Raw genomic sequence first — 17,008 nt, 5'->3', positions numbered from 1 at the left:
ACGGCCGTTGTGTGGGTGGGGTTAGTAGTCATGCTCGGTGTCGCAGTCCTGGCAGTCGTTCGGGCATTCGTCGGCGAAGTCGCCAGCCGGGTGCTTGCAGTTCTCGCAGGCTCCGCACGGTGCGCTGAGATGGCAGGAGCAGCCGTGATAGTGCTCGGTCGCCTTGGGTTGAATCACCGTCGCCCGCGCTGCGATCCGTGCGGCGTTCTCGGCTCGCCACTCCGCCATGCGTTTTTCGTGCCGGGCGCGGGCCTCCGGGTCGTGCTGCATCTGGTGATCGTGCGCGTCGGACTCCGCCGATCCGTCTTGGACACCCCACGCACTGCGCCACCCGCACGTGCAAGTCGCCACGGTGCCGGGACGCTCGCGCACCATCTCGTCTTTGGTCGTAATGCCGTGTTCAGCCATTGCCGCTTCCTTCGTTTGCGACCGTTGCGGCCGTTGTGTGGGTTGGTGGTGCCGGGATCGGAATAACCCGCTCGCCCGGTCGCTCTCCTGCGCGCATCGGCTCGAAGTTGCGCACGGTGACACCGGTAACGGGGTCATGGCCGTAGTTGACGCTGTAGTGCCGGTGCCACTCGCCTTCGTTGTCGCAGCCCCAGCCGTCATCGTGGTTTGAGCAGTGCTTGAATCGCGGCGACCATCCCCAGGTGCCCTCGGTCACGTCCAAAAACATGCCGTGCAGGTCGTCGTCATCTTCCAGCGCACGCACCGTCTCGATCAGGTCTGCATCCGAGTGTCCGACCCCAGTGAACGCGTACATCGTGCTGCCGTCGTCGAGGCCCATGAGCCAATCAACGCCGTCGACTTTCTCAAGAATCGTCATCAGTGCTCGTCTCCTTCGTGGGGGTTGGGGTGGGAGGTGGTGACTGGGGCTTTGCGAGGTCCCATTCGTGCCACCACGTCCCGCTCTGGGTGGTGTGCGGAATGCCCACGTCTTCGTGTCCAGCTAGGTAACGACATGCCGCGCCGCCGTCGATGTTCGGGTGCGTTACGGGACACTGCCCAGTTACCGCGCTCACGACTCGCCCCCTGATGTTGCGGGCGACTCAGGGGTAGCCGATTCGTGGCAGCACGGGCCCGTCTCGACAAAATGAGTGCGCCGGTACGTCTCGCAGTCCATGTCCACACCGTGCGATGAGCAGCACGGCGCGTGCGGCCCGGTCTGCGGTGCTGCGCGCGCCGCCTCTCGCGCTTCGTCCTCTTCGAGACACCATTTACAGGTGCGCGAACGCGTGAACGGGGCCACGCCGAAGTGGCGCACCTCCTCGTCGCTCTTGAAGTACGTGGTGACTCGAATGCGGTCGCCGGGGCTGATCACGTTGGGGTGAAAAAACTCCCGATCGCACCTCCCGGAAGTACGCGTGCGAACGATCTTGACGCTCGGCATTACTCGCCCACCCCCTCGTCCATCGGGTTCGCGGCGTAGAAGTCGCTCTGAGCCTTGAGGGCCAGGGACTGCGCGGCGGATTCACGGGTTTGCGCTCGGTACTCGTCGGCCCGCTTTTTCAGCCAGCCCTCAATGTGCCGCGACGCCCGGTCAGCTTCGGCAGGGCCAAAGATGCGCTCGAACGTCGACCCCTCAGCGCGGTCGGTTGCGAGCACCGACACGACACCATCCAGCACGCTCGCCGCCACCACCGCGTTGACCGCTTGCAGCGACCGCACGAGATGATCACGTTCCAGCAGCAGCTCCCGCACCCTCACCCGCCGCTGGTCGCTCTCATTGGTCAGGCGGGCGACCTCGGCCACCGCAGTCGCCAACAGGTCAACGGCCTTGACCGCCTGAGCCTCCGCGATCGCCAGTAGATCGATCGAGATTCGCTGCACCGAATCTTTGATGCTCGCGCCGGAATTCATGCGCGTCTCGCCAACCGACAAGGAATCTTTGTGAGTTGCCGCCGCATCCCAGCCCGCCTCGAACCCTTCGACCTTCAGCGCCCGGTACCCGATGTTGGTGCCGCTCGCGCGCATCGGGTCGTCGTACGCCTTGACCGCTTCGTTCAGTGCTTCACTCATCGCCCATCACCTTCTCTGCGGGCACCCAATCGAGCACCTGAATCGTCTTGCACGGGAACCGCTCGCCATCCTCAACGCAGTCGCCGAACTGCTCCTTCTGGTGGATCATGCGCACCGCCCGCAACCGTTCCGGGTCGGTACTGTCGATCGCCGCGTGACCGGCATCCCACCCGAGCGTGAACTCGGTGTTCGGGTTGCAGCGGTTCGGATAACGCACGGCACGACGCTCGGTCAGGTCCTTGTCTCGTTGCTCAGTGCTCATTGGGTTCCTGCTCTCTCTCGTCTGTCGGCCACTCGACCGGATTGGATGTTTCGATGTGCCCCACGACGCCCCACTCCGCAAGGTCTGCCAGCACCTTCTGGGCCGCCGACTCCACGAAATAGAACTTTCGGCGGGGTGCGCGCGGAACAACCATGACCAGCTCGCTGTATTCGCCGATCGGATCACCCGTTTTCTCGGGGAGTTGAGTTCCGTAGTCGCCCTCGTCTGGCATCCACTCCGTGATGTCGAGCGACTCCGGCAGCCATGACGGCCACGCACCCTCACCGCCACCGCAGTAGTGCTCGACCGCCGCCTGCCACACTTCCTCGGGCTGATCCTTGAACGGCTTCCCGTCCGGGGTGGGCCACGAGTCGATTACCAGGCGATGCACCCTCACGAGTTGCCCCGTCCCGCCGCTATTTCGAGTAGGACATCGGCATGGCACGGCTGACCTATCGGGCACCAGCACATGAGGTCTTTCCCGGCGAGTGCGGCCCGAATCTCTGAGATGGTCGGACGGCCGGCGAATGGCACGCCCATCAGCGACGTGCGAGCGGTGTCACCACACGCGGACTCGGGCCGGTTCTTCCAGATCGTCGTGGGCGTCATTAGCCACTCGCGGAACTCATCCACGAGCATCTGGCGGGTCATCGTGGCCTGCCCCGCCTCACCGCCCGGGCCGTGGTGGTCGGCCTTGATCTTCGCGGCGAACGGGTTGCCCCACTTGCCAGGGCGGCCGACGTAGACCGCCCCTGCCGGTTTCTGCCAGCCCTTCGACCGCAGGCGCTGGACCCGCTTCGGGGTCACGACTCGCCCCGCTTCATCTCTGCCCGCTTGGTGAGGAATGCCTGAGCGGGCTCGAAGCCCTCGTCTTTGGTCGCCCAGAAAGCCAGCTGATCGGGAACCTGGTCAGCGATCAGGGCGAGCCATTCACGCTTCACGGCGTCATGCTTGGCGAGTCGGCGGCACTCGCGGGCCTGCTTCGTGGTGCGGATGCGGCTCACTGGGTGGCCTCGATTTCACTGAGTCGCTTCTCGATAAGCGCCTTGAATCCGAGCAGCCCATGAGACGGGAACTGCACGAGGAGATCGGCCAGCGCCTCCCGTTTCGCTGACGTCACTACAGCAGCGAGACCGGCAGCGGTCAGAGTTTCATCTGTCCACCAGTCCGCGGTGTGCTTGACTCGCTCAGCCTTGCGGGCATCGTTGTAGATGGTTTCGTAGTCGGTCGTTTCGTGTTTCGTATTCGTCATTTCGTCTCTCTCGTTCATGGCGCCGGGCATAAAAAACGGCCCCTACCGGTCGATAGGTGCCTGGGTAGTGCGCGCTACAGGGTGAATAGCGGGGGTGGGTTAGACGGCTACAGTCTCTGACTCCGCCTCGATGTCGATCAGGTCAAATAGCGTTCCCCGTGTATTGACACGTGTATTTACGCGCACTAGGGTTGAGGCATGTCGAAAATCACAAACACCCTCAACCGAATAGCCCGCGCACTCGGCGAAGATCCCCTCATGAACCGCGCCTATAACCGAGCTGAAAGCGCCGAGCTCGTGCGCGCCGCCGAATTCCAGATTGACAAGCACTGGGGAACCGACATGCACGACGCCATCAGCATGTGGTTCTCCGATCGCCTCGCGGAATTGGAGCTCGCATGAAGACATCGCACACCCCGCCCCGCTCCGTGCGAGTTCCAGATGACGTTTGGAAAGCTGCGCAAGCGGAAGCGGAGAGACGCGGTGAGACCGTGACAGACGCCATCCTGCGGTTTCTGCGTCGCTACCCGAAATAGTCATGCGGCATCATCTTGAGCAAGGTCGATCAGGTCGAACAACGTCGGCATGTCCTGTTCGGCCGATTCGGCTTCGAGGTACTTCACTCCGTCGTAGTAGCTGACCGGGTTCAGCTCGGCAGCACGGCCGCGACGCCCAAGCTTGAGCGCCCGCAGCGGGACCGTTCCCAGCCCGCCGAACGGGTCGTAGATCAGATCGCCCGGGTTGCTCTTCTCGGTGATGAGCCTGTCCACGATGTCGAACTGCAGCGGGCACGTGTGCATGACGAGGTTTCGCCGCGACTGCTCACCGTTCAGGGTGAGCATGCGGTTGACGTCGTGCCACACATCGGGATGCCAGGACGCCGGGGCGAGTGACATGAACGTCGACGGCAGCCGCTTTCGACCGGCCAGCAGCTCGCCGGTCTTGACGTGGCTCTCGTAGTCATAGACGCTATTGGCCGTCTGCGCCGTGAACAGCCGCGACATGTCCTCAGGCTTGAGCTGCGACAGCTCCTCAGGGGTGAGGTGCCGGTCACCCGACGAGCGCCAGAACGCGTGCGCGTCGATCTGCCAGCGTGCCAGCGAGTACCCATCGACCGGGTTGTTCGGCGGCGTCTCAGCCTCAGGCTCGTCATCCTCCCAGCTCACCGGCTTCGTCGGATCGTAAATGTCCTTCGTCACCCGCACGTCGCCCCAGCCCTTCGACCGGTCCGTCTGCGGCTTGCGGAACAGCAGCACGTATTCCGGCATCCCCATGCCCATACTTGATGCGTCAGCGCGCATCTTCGTGTAGCCGAGGCGGTAGGTCTGGTTGTTCTCGCGCACCACGTCGGTAACGATGGTGTGCATGCCCAGGTAGTCGAACCCGTGCTTGCGGAAGTGGGCCAGCGTCTCCGCGTGGAACGGCTCTACGGTCGGGTTGCCGGTGCCCATGACGTTGCCGAACAGGATGCGGTCCTTCACGTGGATGGCGGCGACTCGGCCCGGCTTGAGCACCCGCAGCAGATTCGGCGTCAGGTAGTCCATCTGTTCCCAGAAATGGAGGTTGTCATCCGTGTGACCGAAGTCGTTGTAGCTGGGCGAGTACTCATACTGGGTGCCGAACGGGATGCTTGACAGGATCATGTCCACCGAATCGGTCTCCATGTGGTCCCGAGTCTCGAGAACGCAATCGTTCAGCGCGAACTGCCAGCCCTCGCCGGCGACCTCAACACGTTCAACACCCATCGAGCGGGTGAGCGCCTGCGAGATCGCGCCAGCGTCCAGGCCGAACTCCCGCAGAATGTCACTCATGCTCGAGGTCAGCTTTTTGTGCTGCTCCCACTTGGCCAGCAGGATCTCGATCACAGACTCTTCGGACTCGGCCAGGATCACATCGATGCGCACCTGCTCCTTCTGTAGGAATCGGTGCAAGCGGTGGACCGACTGAATGAAGTCGTTGAACTTGAAGTCGATCCCGGCGTAAATGGCCCGGTGGCAATGACGCTGGAAGTTCGACCCCGACCCGGAAAGACTCGGCTTCGTCGCGAGTATCCGCGACTCACCGTTCGAGAACTTCACGACCCGCTCTTCACGCTCGTCCAAGTCCAGCGCGCCGAACACTTCGACGGCCTCGGGAACGGCTTTCTTGATCGCGCGGCGCTCATCCTCCAACGTGTGCCAGAGCACGAAATGATCATCCGGCGATTCGTCGACCAGCTCGGCCAGCTTCTCGATCCGCGCCGAGAGACTGTTTCGCTTCTCGGTCGCGGCTCCCGATAGTCCCAGCGCGCCGTTCGCGAACAGAACCGCCTGCCCGTCGCCGTCCATGCGCACCTCGCCGCCCTTGATCTCGACACGGTGGAATCGCACGTCGAGCTCGGGCAGCTCGTAACCGTCATCCGAGTAGCCGAGGTCGCTGGGCTTCTGGATGAAGCACGCCCAGGTGTTCAGCCAAAGCCAGAACTCGCGCTCCTTGTGCGGGTGCAGGGTCAGGTTGCCGGCCGAAGATGAATCGCGTTGGAAGAACCGGGTGAGGATCTGCCCCGAGTCCATGATGCCGAGGTAGGCCGCGTAGTGCGACAGCTCCTTGAACCGGTTTGGGCTCGGGGTCGCCGTAGCCACGAACCGAAACGCGATGTCCTTGAACAGCTGCAGGAACGTCTGAAACGTCTTGCTCCCGTAGTCGCGCAGCACGCTAGCCTCGTCCAGGCTGGTCGCCGTGAACAGGTTCGGGTCGATCTTGCCGTCACGCACGCTCTCGTAGTTGGTGACAAACATGCCCGTCTCAGGCAGTCCGAACGCCGCCGTCTTGATGAACGTCACGTCAACGCCGAGCTTGGCGCCGTCACCGATGAACTCGTGCCGCATCCCGAGGGGCGCGACGATCAGGGCCCGGCCGCCCTTGTGCTTCGTGATCAGCCGCAGCGTCTCGATCTGCATGAACGACTTGCCCAGGCCGAATGCTGCAAAGATCGCACGCCGGCCGCCCTTTACGGCCCACTGAACGATCATTTTCTGATGCGGAAAGAGGATCGGGTTCATCTCGGACTCCGTGATTTCGAACCCGAACGATCGATCAAAATTGACTTTCTCCCTGAGGAAGTCTTCATAGTCGATGGACTTCATGCGATGGCCTCTTCTGCTGTCGCGCCGCGCCTTAGTCGGGCATGTGCCGTAAAATATGGAACGTCGCGCAGCTCACACCACTCGACTAGCGTTCGTGCCTCACCGTTGATTGTGAGCATCCGATTTGACCGCTTATTTCGGGATTGCTGGGTAGCCGTTGCCCATCGGCAGTTGCCCAGCTCGTAGTTCCCATTGGCGTCGATACGGTCGATTGACTCACCCGTTTTGGGCTCGCCCATGTCGGCCAGGAAGGCTTCGAACGAATCTTGCCAAGCCGTGCATACTCGAATGCCGCGCCCGCCATAGTTGGCCCAATCTGGCCTGTTCTGATTCGAGCACCGCTGGCGCATGTTGATCCAGGCGGTGTAGACCTGCGTGTTTTTCATGCCGTGGGTCCGGGCTGTTTCATGCTGACGCTCGCGATGAAAGCATCCGCACGAGACGACTTTGCCGTTCTGGAGTCGCCATCCCGTGACGATCACGGCGCTCCCGCAATCACACTTGCAAAGCCAGCCGCCCACAACGGATTCCACAACGGCCAACCGCCCGTAGCGGTCGGAATCGAGAGGGTTCTTCTGCCGCCCACTGTTGTTTAATCGAGGGGCGGGGATGTCGTTTCGGGTACCATTCACGGTAGCCCTCCAATCAAGTCGAATTGATTCAGGGTTAGGCCCCGGCGAGTGTTGAAGCACTCGGTTTGGGGTCGCTCTAATTCTATCGCCGATCAGGCAGTTAACTGAATCGCTAGTTGATACCTGAACGATCTCGTCGCGGTCGATCTCGAACCCGAACGACTTATCGAAGTTGACTTTCTCTCTCAGGAAATCGTCATAGCTGGTGATGGTCATGCTGTCCCTTTCGTCTCTCTCAATCGCTTTCTTTCCTCCACGCTCAACCCGCCCCAGATTCCGTGAGCGCGGGTCGGCTGACTCTGGTCTGCGAATCCCCGACACTCGGCCGAAACGGTGCAGTTGCCGCAGATGTCGGCGACTTCCAGGCGATTCTCAGCCCGACTGTCGGTCGGGAAGAACAGCTCCGGGTCGGTGCCGAGACAGTTGGCTTTGGAACGCCATTCGGTGGTCATGGGCTAGAAAGGCGTGGACTGGGAGATCCAGTCGGGCTCAGTCGCGGGGCTCGATGCGGGCTGAGTCGCGGGCCACGGGTCATCCGCGGGCGGCGACTGCTGCGTGCTCTGCTGCGTGTTCTGCTGCGATTCCTCACCCTTGCCCGTGTCGACTCGCGCCTTGTTCACGTTCACGTCGATGGACTGGCGTTCGTTACCGTCGCGGTCCTGCCACGGCTTGCCCTGCTTGACAGAAAAGAAGCCGGAGACGTTGACGTGATCGCCCTCGGACAGCCCCGGCGACTGGTCGAACCACGCCGTGTACCGGCTCGTGTATTCCTTGTCACCGCTGGTCGATTTCTCGATGAGCTTCACGCACTTGCCGTCCTGAAAGATGCTGCCGACGGTGCCCTGAATCTTGATGATTGCCATGATCTAGATGCTCTTTTCGTTGTTGGTGATCGTGTTCGCGGCAGCCTGGATTTTTGCGACTGCGGCGTCGTACTCGGGGGTGCCGGGAATCAGGATCGTTCCGAGCTTGGGGGTGTAGTCGGCGGCCATTTAGGTGCTCGTTTCTTGTTCGTTGTGAATCGCTGTGCGCCCGACTGACGCGCTCAAATTGTCAGGGCGGGCACTCGTGTGCTTTTGTGCTGCTACGCGGCTGGCGGGCGTACTGAGGCCAGCCAGCCCGCATCCGTGAGACTCCGAGTCTTCGGCCCGCCCTTCGCATTGCCGATCTGCGGGTGGAAACAGCGGTCGTGATGGCGACATGCGTCGATCGTTGACGACTGGCCCCGCGCGACATCCGCGAACTCCGGGCAGTCGTTGCAGCCGATCTCGTTCAGGCCGTTCTTGGTTTCAAGCACTCTGGCGGTCATGGTTTCCTTTCTCGTTGATTCCGTGGGCAGCCCGACGGGATGCCATGACCGCAGAAGTTGGGCCCGCAGCCACCCACGACCGGCGCAAAGCCACCGCGAACTTCGCAGTTTCCAGATCGTGGACCGCGAGCATCGCCCGATGATCGGCGCCCGAGAACCGCTCACGGCGGACGACATCCAGGGGCGGGAAACGCTCGGCCTCCGCGCTGGCCCGGGTCACGTTGTCCAGGAAGTTCGCCAGGGTGTCGGTCACAACGACCTCCCCACGGTCCCGACATCAGCCGGCACCCCGTCGCCCTCATCGAGTGCCAGCCGGTCAGTCGCCGCCCGCCGCTCGAACTCCCGCAGCGTGAACAGCGCGTCACGGATGTCAGGCGGCAGCAGGTTGCGGCTCGGCCATGACTTCTCGATGAGCCCGCGCGCCTTGGCCGATCTCACGTCGGCCTCGATCGCGTTCAGGTTCGAGCGGTTGTCGACCGTGACCAGCGCGACGACATGCGCCACGGTGAACTGGCGACCAGCATCCGGGCCGGTGTAGTGATTCACGCAAGCCTGTTTGGCCTGCTCGAGGTTCACGTCGACATCCTGCAATGCCCGCAGCCACGCATCCGTGGTCACGTCATTGACGATCACGAACCGATCTAGGCCACTCGCCAGAAGCAGCAGGTGGCCGATCTCCTTTTTCGTCATCATTGTTCGATCTCCATCTGGCCGGGTTGGTCGTCGCGGTAGAGGCTCTGGACGTATGCCAGGTTCTCGTCGCTGCGGGTCGGCTTGCGGTCAGGCTCGGCGCGCGTCGGTAGTTCGTCGGTCCATCGCTCATGACCGATCCAGACCCCGAGCGCCGGGGTGTATTTCTTCTCCGTGGTCGCGAGGTAGGCGTCACCGAATCGCATGATGTGCGCTGCGAGCTCGTCGGGTGGCATCCGCTTCGAGGCAGTCTCGAACTTCTCGAAAGCGGCTTTGCGCTCGGTCTTCTTCGGCCAGTGCGAGTAGGCGTCATCGAAGATTTCCGACAGCCTCAGCTTCACTCTCACCATCGCCGCAGGTGATGACTCCTGCTCAAACCCAGACCCAAACCCAGACCCAGTTAAACCCAACCCATGGGTGAGTGATGCATGAACCTTTCCTGCATCCTTCATGCATGGTGCATGAAGCTCTCTCCGGGTGGAGTCTGGATCGTTGAGACCGGGCAGAATATCCTTGGTCGGATGCGGTGGTTTCTGGTGCTCTTTCCAGTTGACGACGGCCAGATAATCCGTGCCGCCTGCCGAATATCGCGCCACGACATCCTCGGCCGATAGTCGCCACAGCCACCCGTCCACGACCTCCGCCGTGATCTCGGGGTTCAGTGGGAAACAGTCGGCCTTGACGAGTAGCGGATTGTCCTTTCCCTTGCCGTGGTCGTCTACGTAGCCCCAGAGCAGCACCCAGAAGAACCTGATCTCAATCGGCCATGATGCGACCTTCTCGGACGTTCTCAGGTCGTGCTTGAGCATCCGTGTTTTTGCCACTTTCACCTCCTTTCGATTTGTCGAAGTCGCCCCGGACGATGGCCGTCACGAGCGCGTCGAGCACGGCAGCCGCGGGCAGTGAGCCCTGAGCGTCCGCGCGTTTCTTGATGTGGGCGAGTAGGGCGGCGCGGTCAATCGCGGCGCCACCCCCGCCAGCGCGATCAGTTCGGCAGCTTCGGCCCGCAGCGCGTCCTGATAGAGGTCGCCGTCAGCGAGCAGCCATCCCGCAGTTGCCGCCGAGTAGATCGGTATCTGTGCGGGCGTGAGCAGCTTCGTGCGGATCATGAATCCCAGCCGGTACGCCTTCGCCGGCTCCTGATGCACCGACCCCGGCTGCAGGTCATGACACGCCGCGTGAAGCCCGACGATGTTCGCGAGATCCCAGGTACCGCCCTGGCCTCGGAGCAGCCGGTGATGGGCGTGCATGTCTTCGATGTCGAGGCCGTGACCGCACCACGGGCACATAGCGCCCTGCCGACGGTGCAGCTTTGCGCGGGCCGTATTGGTGAACGTCTTCGGGGCGGTCTTCGGGGACTTCGGGAGGATGGTTCGGCGCCTCACGTCACTCTCGCCTGCGTCGCGAATTGCAGCAGCTTCGACGCGAGGTTGACAGCCTCGTGCGGGGTGAGGGTTGCGGGGTCGACTGTGATCGTGGGGGCGGTCATGCGACTTTCCTGCCGTACTTGGTTTTCACGGTTGCAGCGAGCACCCACAGGCCCAAGTACAGGTGGAGCGTCGTGTCGAGCCGCTTCCCAGCCGAATAGTCACGATGCGGGATGATTGCCGCCCCGATCAAGAACGAATGCCAGCCGTTGCGGCCACCGTTCCAGCTGATACGGACGTTGCTGACCACCTCATTCAGCGGCTTCATGAGGCCACCGCGTCTTCGGCCTGCTCCTCCGGGGTGCGCTGCATGGGGTCGGCGGGCGACTCGGATGGTTCAGCCACGGCCGGAGCGGCCATGACCGCGACCGCTTCCTCGGGGAAGAATTCGCGGGCGGGGATGCCGTCCTGAGTGATCGACTGGTACACCCGGCCAAGCTCAGCGATGTGACTCGGTGACCATTTCGCGAGCGGGGCGCGTAGCCGGGTCTCGAGTTTCTTCTGGCTGACATTCAGCCCTACGAACGCGTTGATCACGTCGGCGCGGCGCTCCTCGATCGGCTTGCCGTCGCCGTGCTCCAACGTCTTGCGGAGGATCGCTTCGGCGTCGGCCATGAACCAGCCGGGGAGGACCGTGAACAGGCACTCCCGGACCGCGCGAGCGCCGGTGTTCTGGTTGTTCAGGTAGATGTCGTTCAGATCGGTGAGTGCCTGACGCTTGCCACCTTTGAGCGACTTTGCGTGTGGCTGCAAAAATGAGCGGGTGGATCTGACGTTGGCTTCCACGTCCCACGCCCACACCTGCATTTCGGACATGCCGCTTGCGTCGTCGCGGCCCAGTTCGCGAACTCCGTAGTCGAGGTTGCCCCAGATTCGGGCGAGTTCGCGGGCGATGTGCACCGACATACCAGCGCCACGGTTCGGCACCTCGTAGAAAGCACGATTCGCGACGCTCAGGCGGCTGCACAGCTCTCGCATCTGCTCCGTGGCAGCAGTGGCGGCCCGCGGGAAGTTCCGGGCCACACTGACCGCTGCTGCGACTTCCGCGGCGGCTCGTGTCTGCTCGATGACCGTTCCCTGGGATGCGGGGCGGGACTGGTTGGGTAGGGCGATGTCGCTCATTCTTTGTCTCCAAGTGTCCATTTGAGTTCATCAATTCGGCTCGTCACGCTGATCATTCGGCGTGCATGCAACGCGTCATCCGGCAAGTCGAGGAGCGCCTGCCGGTCGCCCTCCAGTGCCTCGATCGCGTCGCGGATTTCCTTCTCACTTCTCATGCGTATTTCTCCTCGTGCTGGTAGACCGCCCACGTCGGCGGCGAGATGAGTTCAACGCCCGTTGGGTATCCGGGCCATTCGTTATTCGCGGTGCACTCGGCGAATATTTCGCGAGCCTTGCGGGCCTTCGTCATGCCCATCTCGTGCCAGAGCTGGTCGAGTTGGTGCACTGCGACCAGGTGAGGCGCGGCGGTCTCCACGACGACGAACACCATGGGCAGTTCGCGTCCGACCACAAGCTCGAGCGTCGGCAGGTAGTGACCCTGCTGCACGTCGTAGCCGAACGATGCGACCGACTTCTCGAACCCTTCACGGGATGCCGACTTGCCCGTCGTCTTGAGGTCGACCGCGATCGGGTGGTTGTTCGCGAGGTTCGGCAGGAAGTCGAACCGGGCGCGCAACTCCACGCCCGTCTCCGGGTCCGTGGCGAAGATCGACGCTTCGGAATTGCCGTCCTGCTCGAACAGGATCTTTGCCGTGGGATGCGCGAGAACCGCCTCGCTCATCGCGTTCACCTCGGCGAGCTTGTCGGCGCTGAGGACGATGAGCCCGTTCGCGCGCTGCTCGGCGACCCATTCGATCGTTGCGGCCTTCGATGACACCATGCCCGAAGGGGTCAGATGCTCGTCGGGGTAGGCGATTGCCTGACTGCCGACCCCCAGCACTTTCGTGTGCACCGCCGTGCCGAGATCGAAAGCATCCTTGTGCCCTTGCGGATGGGTCTTCGAGTAGTGGAATCTGGCGGGCGAGTCGAGCAGTAGTCGCGCCTGAGTCGATGACAGCGCCGGGTGTGCGTGGTACGGCGTCTCGGGCATGTCGTAGACGATTCGGGGCCCTGAGTCGCCGCCAATTGCGAACCCCCGCTGCAAGTCAATCTCAGCGGGGGTAGTGGGTGCTTCTTGGGTGGGGTTTGGAGTCATCGGTTGTTCCTTTCGATGCATGGGAGGTGATTGCACGCAATGCCGGACACGTAGCAGCGCGCGTAGTGGCCGTGGCTCATTTCAGATCCCGGGCACTCGACCATCTCTGAGCACGAATAGCTGTCGTCGTGGTGCTGGATGAGATGCCCGGTGCACGAGAGTTTCGGCTTGGTGTCCGTCGCTTTCGCCACCGCTTTGTCGTAGTCGATCGCTGAGCGCCAGCAACTGTTCTTCATGTGGAATGTGACGGGCGGGCCGATCGGGCTGACCACGTTCAGGTCGAACGTGATGTGTTTTTGCCGGGATGACACCGGCTGCTGGCAGGCAGGGCAGACGCCGGCGACTTCGTAGCGCTCTGCCCGCTTCATTTCGCCCGCTGCTTGCGACTCCGACCACTGATCAGAGCAGGGGCACAGGTCGCCACACTTCACGCACACCGGGTAATGATCGGTGAGTTCGTAGTAGGTGGCGTGCTTGCCCATATCCATCAGCACGTTGTACTGCGCGTAGTCGAACGTGGGGCCATTGGGCCGCAAGATGACGCGGGCCCGATTGTCTTCGTGCGGAGAGACCTCTGCGACCCTCCACGCCTTGTGCCTCAGGGTGCGGAAGTTGATTGCGATGAGGTCGCCAGGACTCGGCACGCCGATCTTGAACGTGCCGCCCAGAGGAGCCCACCGACCGAGTATGATCACGCGGGCTCCAGTTCTCTGTGCATGGCATAGATCGACTTGCCGTCATCGAAACGGATGACGTACTCGCCGTGGTTGCCGATGGTGATGGTTGCCTGTTGCCCGTCGTATTCAGCGCCGGGCCGGTTGGGCATGTGGTTGGTGAACTTGACGCGGGTGCCGACGTTCACGCGGCCTCGATCCGGTCGCTGTCCACGCGGGTGATTACGACCTCAGTACGTGCGCGGTCTTTCGTCGTGAACCACTTGTGCCCGTGCAGGTCGAACACCTGCGAGTCATCCACGAACGCTCTTTTGTTGAGCGCGTCCTGGATGAGCTTGGCGAGGTTGTCCACGTCCACGAGTCGGTGTGAGTCGCGGTAGAAGCTTGCTTTCAGGTCGAGCTTGATTACCTTCGCGACCGGCTCCCAGTTGGGATATGCGGCGTCGAAAGCGGCAAGCACGGACTGTTCGGCGATCACGGTCCCTGCGGGCGTGTAGGTGCGACCCTTGCCCTGCCGTGGGCGTTCCTTCGGGCGCGGGTTGCCGGGGATCGTGAAGCGCATGAGCACTTCGCCGGCGTCGACCGCATAAGTCGCCGCCCCCATCCCCTCCATGCTGCCGAGCGTCACGAGGCACTCTCGGTTCTGATGACTGCTTCATTGCTGACGATCATGGCGAGCAGGTCACCCAGCCGGCCGACGTTTTCTGCCATACCGGTTGTCGCGGCGACTTGATCCCGTGCAGCCTCGGCAACTGCGATCGTGGCGAGTGCCTGTGCGATCGCGAGTCTGTCGGCTGTCGTGATGTAGTCGCTCATCCCCTTGACCGTTTCGATCTGGTCGCGGGCTTCGTGAAGCGGGTCAGTCATTCGGTCTCCGTCTCGTCGTTCTTGCGGGGTGCAGGGGGCGCGAGGAACACCAGCGCTGGGATGGTGTCGGATACGCGGAGGGTCACTTGGTGGCCCACTTTGCGGCGAGTTCTTCGAAGCGGATCTTGCGGGTTCCGAGTGCGTCATCGCCAAAGAGCCAAGCGAACTCGGCACTCAGGGTGCTGAAAACCTCGGCGGCGACGTCGGACTCGGGGCGCAGGCGGGTAAAGGGGGCGAGATACAGGGCTTCCGAATCTGCCATGAATTCCCTGTCCTCAGTCCAGTGCTGCGGCATGTTCGGGATCTCCCTATGCAGTACCCACGGGCAGCCATCCTTGTCCACGTAAATCCCCGGCACAGTCGGCAGCACCACGGGCGACACCGGGCGGGAGAGCAGGAAGAATGAGGCGAGAGCGAGATTGTCGCTCGGTGGCCTGTCGTCCTCGTTCCAAGCGGCCACGTATTCGAGGGCGTGAGTCGCACAATACGGCTCTGTGTATTCCTTGCGGATCAAGTCGCCCTTACGGATATAGGCGGGCAGGATCGAGGTTCTCGTGGCGGTCACTTGGACACCGCCAGAATGCCCTCTTCGAACACGATGCCGAAGTCGTTGGAATTGTCGCGGCCCCGGTCGGCGATGATCGTCCAACCCTTTTCGGCGGCGTACTCCTGAACCTTCGCCAGGGTCTCGTCATCGAATGCATCGCCGTTCTTCAGGAAGATCAGCTTCAGCTTCGGGTTGCCAGCCGTCGCGATTCGGAGCGCCACCCACAGCTGCTCACTTTCCGAGAGCGACAGGAACGAGAGGCCGTTGACCGTGATCCCGTTCTCATCGACGCTCAGGCCTTCGACGGGGAACTTCGCCGCGGCAAGTCCGTCTGTCTTGCGCTTGTCGATCGCGTTGAGCTTCGAGGTGAGCCCGTCAGCCTGTGCCGTGCTGGTGTCGAGTTCGTCGGCGAGTGCGGCGCGGGCGATCTGTTCGCGCACCTTCTCGTTCGTCTCATCGATACTGGCGAGTTGCGCGGTGACGGCATCCGTCGACTGGATCTGGCCCTGCGCGCTGGCCTCACTGGCTGCTTTCTCGGCGGCGAGTGCGGCCGTGTGGTCGGCGCGTGCCTTGTCGAGCGCGGCGGATGCTGCGCGGCCTGCGTGCGTGGCGGCTTCGAGGGCGTTGACGGCGACCTCGTGCGCGCCGAGCAGTTGCTCCACGTGCTCGTTGTTCGTGCGGATCGCGTCCATCTCGGCGTACAGCGTCACGGCCGAAAGCTGCTCGGTCGGCACGTTCGCGTCGAGGGCAGCGAATCCCTTGAGCTGCGCGGCGAGTCGCTTGACCTCATTATTCTTGTCGGTGCGGCCGTCGAAGATGCCCTTGCGTTCGGCGGCGAGCTTGTCGATGTCGAACGGCAGTTTAACCTGTCGCAGCAGCTCCTCCCGCTGCTTCTTTTCATCGAAGTTCACGAACTCGCTCGGGTCGAGCAGGATGCCGCCCGTGAGTTCGGCGACCAGGGCGACCGCTGAAGGGTACTTGGCGCCGTCGAGGGCGTAGGCGCTGAAGGTCGAGGTGATCGTGCCGTCTGCCTTGCGCTTCCACACCCGCAGGAGTCTCACGCCCAACTCGGTGTCGATGAACTCGGCGCGGGATTCGGTCTCGCCCTCGTGGATCGGGTCGGGGATGAGCTTGGACGCGTACTTCAGGAGCGACTGCATCGCTTCCCGAAAGCTCGATTTGCCCGCCTTGTTCTTCCCGGCGAGCACCACGAGTTCATTGCCGCTCGGGGTGATGGTGGCCTCCCCGATAAGTCGCTTGAAGTTGGTGGCCTTGAATGTTTGTGTCATGTGCTGCTCTTCTCTGTCTTAGGAAAGGTTGAGGTTGGGCTGAATGATGGCTTCGGCGTAGACCTTGCCTGCCGATGAGAATGCGAAGTAGACGGGGCCGGGCTTGTTCGGATTCTCGGAGACCGTGAATCGAATGAGCGGGGCGTCTCCGAGATGGGAGAGCACCTTGGCCTTGGCGAGGTATTCGAGCCTGAATGAGGCTTCGGCGGAGATGGGCTCGGATTCTCTAGCCTTCTCAATCAGCCGGATAACGGGCGGGAAGTTGCCCTTCGTCGTGCGCCCACTCCATGAAACCGATTCAGCTTCGGGAAGGTCGGACGCGCGCACCGTGATGTTCAGCGCATCGAGGTTCGTGGTGATCGTGACGCGCTGCCTGTGCGCCTGAAATGATCCGAACGTGCCGACGTTTTTGTCCAGCCATTCGAGGGAGGACCGGGAAATAATGAACTCGTGATCTTCGGATTTCCCCTCGATGTCGATTAGCGCCGTGTGCACGCGGTAACGGTCGGTCGATGTCGTGCGGAGGGCACCATTCGATACGGTCAGGAGCGCCCCGCAAATTACCGGGGTGACATCATCTTTGGATGCCGCCGACAAGGCGATTTGCGCCAGTCGCTTCGCATCCACTCGGGTCATGGTGAATGAATTCGTCATGCGTTTCTCTTCTCTGTAGGTGCGGTGCGTTCGGTCATGCGGATGACGCTTACTTTTTCGGCCC

The 17,008-nt window shown here is 62.5% G+C and carries 30 protein-coding genes; 1 reads left to right on the top strand and 29 read right to left on the bottom strand.

What is annotated here, in order from left to right; genetic code table 11:
- Positions 1-21: 21 nt before the first annotated feature.
- From D6T64_RS11920 to D6T64_RS11885, 8 genes are all read right to left on the bottom strand, one after another.
- Positions 22-408: a hypothetical protein gene (locus D6T64_RS11920; RefSeq protein ID WP_119974900.1), complete on the bottom strand. Its 387-nt coding sequence runs from the start codon at positions 406-408 to the stop codon at positions 22-24.
- Complete coding sequence (locus tag D6T64_RS11915; RefSeq protein WP_119974899.1) at positions 401-826, bottom strand: hypothetical protein; 426 nt, start codon at positions 824-826, stop codon at positions 401-403. Before D6T64_RS11915 ends, D6T64_RS11920 begins: the two co-directional genes overlap by 8 nt.
- 563 nt (positions 827-1,389) lie before the next feature.
- Positions 1,390-2,019 carry a hypothetical protein gene (locus tag D6T64_RS11910; protein WP_119974898.1) on the bottom strand — a complete coding sequence of 210 codons (630 nt, stop codon included), beginning with the start codon at positions 2,017-2,019 and terminating at the stop codon, positions 1,390-1,392.
- Positions 2,012-2,281 carry a hypothetical protein gene (locus D6T64_RS11905; RefSeq protein WP_119974897.1) on the bottom strand — a complete coding sequence of 90 codons (270 nt, stop codon included), beginning with the start codon at positions 2,279-2,281 and terminating at the stop codon, positions 2,012-2,014. The genes D6T64_RS11910 and D6T64_RS11905 overlap by 8 nt, the downstream gene beginning before the upstream one ends.
- Positions 2,271-2,672 carry a hypothetical protein gene (locus D6T64_RS11900; protein ID WP_147364543.1) on the bottom strand — a complete coding sequence of 134 codons (402 nt, stop codon included), beginning with the start codon at positions 2,670-2,672 and terminating at the stop codon, positions 2,271-2,273. The genes D6T64_RS11905 and D6T64_RS11900 overlap by 11 nt, the downstream gene beginning before the upstream one ends.
- Before the next feature lie 2 nt (positions 2,673-2,674).
- Positions 2,675-3,088, bottom strand: coding sequence for a DUF4326 domain-containing protein (locus tag D6T64_RS11895; protein WP_119974895.1), 414 nt, complete (start codon positions 3,086-3,088; stop codon positions 2,675-2,677).
- Positions 3,085-3,285 (bottom strand): hypothetical protein, encoded by a 201-nt coding sequence (locus tag D6T64_RS11890; protein ID WP_119974894.1) that lies wholly within the window; start codon positions 3,283-3,285, stop codon positions 3,085-3,087. Before D6T64_RS11890 ends, D6T64_RS11895 begins: the two co-directional genes overlap by 4 nt.
- On the bottom strand, positions 3,282-3,563 hold the full coding sequence (locus D6T64_RS11885; RefSeq protein WP_147364542.1) for a hypothetical protein: 282 nt from the start codon (positions 3,561-3,563) through the stop codon (positions 3,282-3,284). The genes D6T64_RS11890 and D6T64_RS11885 overlap by 4 nt, the downstream gene beginning before the upstream one ends.
- Positions 3,564-3,731: 168 nt before the next feature.
- Between D6T64_RS11885 and D6T64_RS11880 the strand changes: the two genes are divergently transcribed.
- Complete coding sequence (locus D6T64_RS11880) at positions 3,732-3,935, top strand: hypothetical protein (RefSeq protein WP_119974892.1); 204 nt, start codon at positions 3,732-3,734, stop codon at positions 3,933-3,935.
- 134 nt (positions 3,936-4,069) lie between these two features.
- Here D6T64_RS11880 and D6T64_RS11875 read toward each other — a convergent pair whose 3' ends face one another.
- The 21 genes from D6T64_RS11875 to D6T64_RS11800 form a co-directional block, all read right to left on the bottom strand.
- Positions 4,070-6,658 carry a DNA methyltransferase gene (locus tag D6T64_RS11875; RefSeq protein WP_119974891.1) on the bottom strand — a complete coding sequence of 863 codons (2,589 nt, stop codon included), beginning with the start codon at positions 6,656-6,658 and terminating at the stop codon, positions 4,070-4,072.
- Positions 6,655-7,506, bottom strand: a complete 852-nt coding sequence (locus D6T64_RS22260) for a hypothetical protein (RefSeq protein ID WP_147364541.1) — start codon at positions 7,504-7,506, stop codon at positions 6,655-6,657. The genes D6T64_RS11875 and D6T64_RS22260 overlap by 4 nt, the downstream gene beginning before the upstream one ends.
- Positions 7,503-7,742 carry a WhiB family transcriptional regulator gene (locus D6T64_RS23660; RefSeq protein WP_119974890.1) on the bottom strand — a complete coding sequence of 80 codons (240 nt, stop codon included), beginning with the start codon at positions 7,740-7,742 and terminating at the stop codon, positions 7,503-7,505. Before D6T64_RS23660 ends, D6T64_RS22260 begins: the two co-directional genes overlap by 4 nt.
- A gap of 3 nt (positions 7,743-7,745) precedes the next feature.
- Positions 7,746-8,153: a hypothetical protein gene (locus tag D6T64_RS11865; protein ID WP_119974889.1), complete on the bottom strand. Its 408-nt coding sequence runs from the start codon at positions 8,151-8,153 to the stop codon at positions 7,746-7,748.
- Between the two features lie 3 nt (positions 8,154-8,156).
- Complete coding sequence (locus D6T64_RS23445) at positions 8,157-8,282, bottom strand: hypothetical protein (RefSeq protein WP_267900486.1); 126 nt, start codon at positions 8,280-8,282, stop codon at positions 8,157-8,159.
- A 92-nt stretch (positions 8,283-8,374) separates the two neighbouring features.
- Positions 8,375-8,599, bottom strand: a complete 225-nt coding sequence (locus D6T64_RS22255; RefSeq protein ID WP_147364540.1) for a hypothetical protein — start codon at positions 8,597-8,599, stop codon at positions 8,375-8,377.
- Positions 8,580-8,852 carry a hypothetical protein gene (locus D6T64_RS11860; RefSeq protein WP_119974888.1) on the bottom strand — a complete coding sequence of 91 codons (273 nt, stop codon included), beginning with the start codon at positions 8,850-8,852 and terminating at the stop codon, positions 8,580-8,582. Before D6T64_RS11860 ends, D6T64_RS22255 begins: the two co-directional genes overlap by 20 nt.
- The gene (locus D6T64_RS11855; protein ID WP_147364539.1) at positions 8,849-9,232 is read right to left on the bottom strand and encodes a hypothetical protein; all 384 of its coding nucleotides are present in this window, start codon (positions 9,230-9,232) and stop codon (positions 8,849-8,851) included. The genes D6T64_RS11860 and D6T64_RS11855 overlap by 4 nt, the downstream gene beginning before the upstream one ends.
- Before the next feature lie 56 nt (positions 9,233-9,288).
- Complete coding sequence (locus tag D6T64_RS11850; RefSeq protein WP_147364538.1) at positions 9,289-10,113, bottom strand: hypothetical protein; 825 nt, start codon at positions 10,111-10,113, stop codon at positions 9,289-9,291.
- 45 nt (positions 10,114-10,158) lie between these two features.
- Positions 10,159-10,674: an HNH endonuclease gene (locus tag D6T64_RS11845; protein ID WP_119974885.1), complete on the bottom strand. Its 516-nt coding sequence runs from the start codon at positions 10,672-10,674 to the stop codon at positions 10,159-10,161.
- A 100-nt stretch (positions 10,675-10,774) separates the two neighbouring features.
- A complete protein-coding gene (locus tag D6T64_RS11840) occupies positions 10,775-10,984 on the bottom strand; it encodes a hypothetical protein (protein WP_119974884.1) in 210 nt (69 codons plus the stop codon).
- Positions 10,981-11,838, bottom strand: a complete 858-nt coding sequence (locus D6T64_RS11835) for a hypothetical protein (RefSeq protein ID WP_119974883.1) — start codon at positions 11,836-11,838, stop codon at positions 10,981-10,983. Before D6T64_RS11835 ends, D6T64_RS11840 begins: the two co-directional genes overlap by 4 nt.
- Positions 11,835-11,993 carry a hypothetical protein gene (locus D6T64_RS22635; RefSeq protein WP_158594873.1) on the bottom strand — a complete coding sequence of 53 codons (159 nt, stop codon included), beginning with the start codon at positions 11,991-11,993 and terminating at the stop codon, positions 11,835-11,837. Before D6T64_RS22635 ends, D6T64_RS11835 begins: the two co-directional genes overlap by 4 nt.
- Positions 11,990-12,808 carry a PD-(D/E)XK nuclease-like domain-containing protein gene (locus D6T64_RS11830; RefSeq protein ID WP_158594872.1) on the bottom strand — a complete coding sequence of 273 codons (819 nt, stop codon included), beginning with the start codon at positions 12,806-12,808 and terminating at the stop codon, positions 11,990-11,992. The genes D6T64_RS22635 and D6T64_RS11830 overlap by 4 nt, the downstream gene beginning before the upstream one ends.
- A 101-nt stretch (positions 12,809-12,909) precedes the next feature.
- Positions 12,910-13,608: a hypothetical protein gene (locus D6T64_RS11825; RefSeq protein ID WP_119974881.1), complete on the bottom strand. Its 699-nt coding sequence runs from the start codon at positions 13,606-13,608 to the stop codon at positions 12,910-12,912.
- Positions 13,605-13,775 (bottom strand): hypothetical protein, encoded by a 171-nt coding sequence (locus tag D6T64_RS22630; protein ID WP_158594871.1) that lies wholly within the window; start codon positions 13,773-13,775, stop codon positions 13,605-13,607. The genes D6T64_RS11825 and D6T64_RS22630 overlap by 4 nt, the downstream gene beginning before the upstream one ends.
- Positions 13,772-14,215, bottom strand: a complete 444-nt coding sequence (locus tag D6T64_RS11820; protein WP_119974880.1) for a RusA family crossover junction endodeoxyribonuclease — start codon at positions 14,213-14,215, stop codon at positions 13,772-13,774. Before D6T64_RS11820 ends, D6T64_RS22630 begins: the two co-directional genes overlap by 4 nt.
- Positions 14,212-14,454, bottom strand: a complete 243-nt coding sequence (locus D6T64_RS11815) for a hypothetical protein (protein ID WP_119974879.1) — start codon at positions 14,452-14,454, stop codon at positions 14,212-14,214. The genes D6T64_RS11820 and D6T64_RS11815 overlap by 4 nt, the downstream gene beginning before the upstream one ends.
- 82 nt (positions 14,455-14,536) lie before the next feature.
- Entirely contained in the window at positions 14,537-15,019 is a 483-nt protein-coding gene (locus tag D6T64_RS11810; protein ID WP_119974878.1) for a hypothetical protein, read from the bottom strand.
- Positions 15,016-16,290: an OLD family protein gene (locus D6T64_RS11805; protein WP_119974877.1), complete on the bottom strand. Its 1,275-nt coding sequence runs from the start codon at positions 16,288-16,290 to the stop codon at positions 15,016-15,018. Before D6T64_RS11805 ends, D6T64_RS11810 begins: the two co-directional genes overlap by 4 nt.
- Positions 16,291-16,308: 18 nt before the next feature.
- Positions 16,309-16,944 (bottom strand): DNA polymerase III subunit beta family protein, encoded by a 636-nt coding sequence (locus D6T64_RS11800; RefSeq protein WP_158594870.1) that lies wholly within the window; start codon positions 16,942-16,944, stop codon positions 16,309-16,311.
- Positions 16,945-17,008: the final 64 nt, after the last annotated feature.

This window comes from Cryobacterium melibiosiphilum (assembly GCF_003602235.1).
Taxonomy (GTDB): domain Bacteria; phylum Actinomycetota; class Actinomycetes; order Actinomycetales; family Microbacteriaceae; genus Cryobacterium; species Cryobacterium melibiosiphilum.
This window is presented reverse-complemented; position numbering and strand designations above follow the sequence as displayed.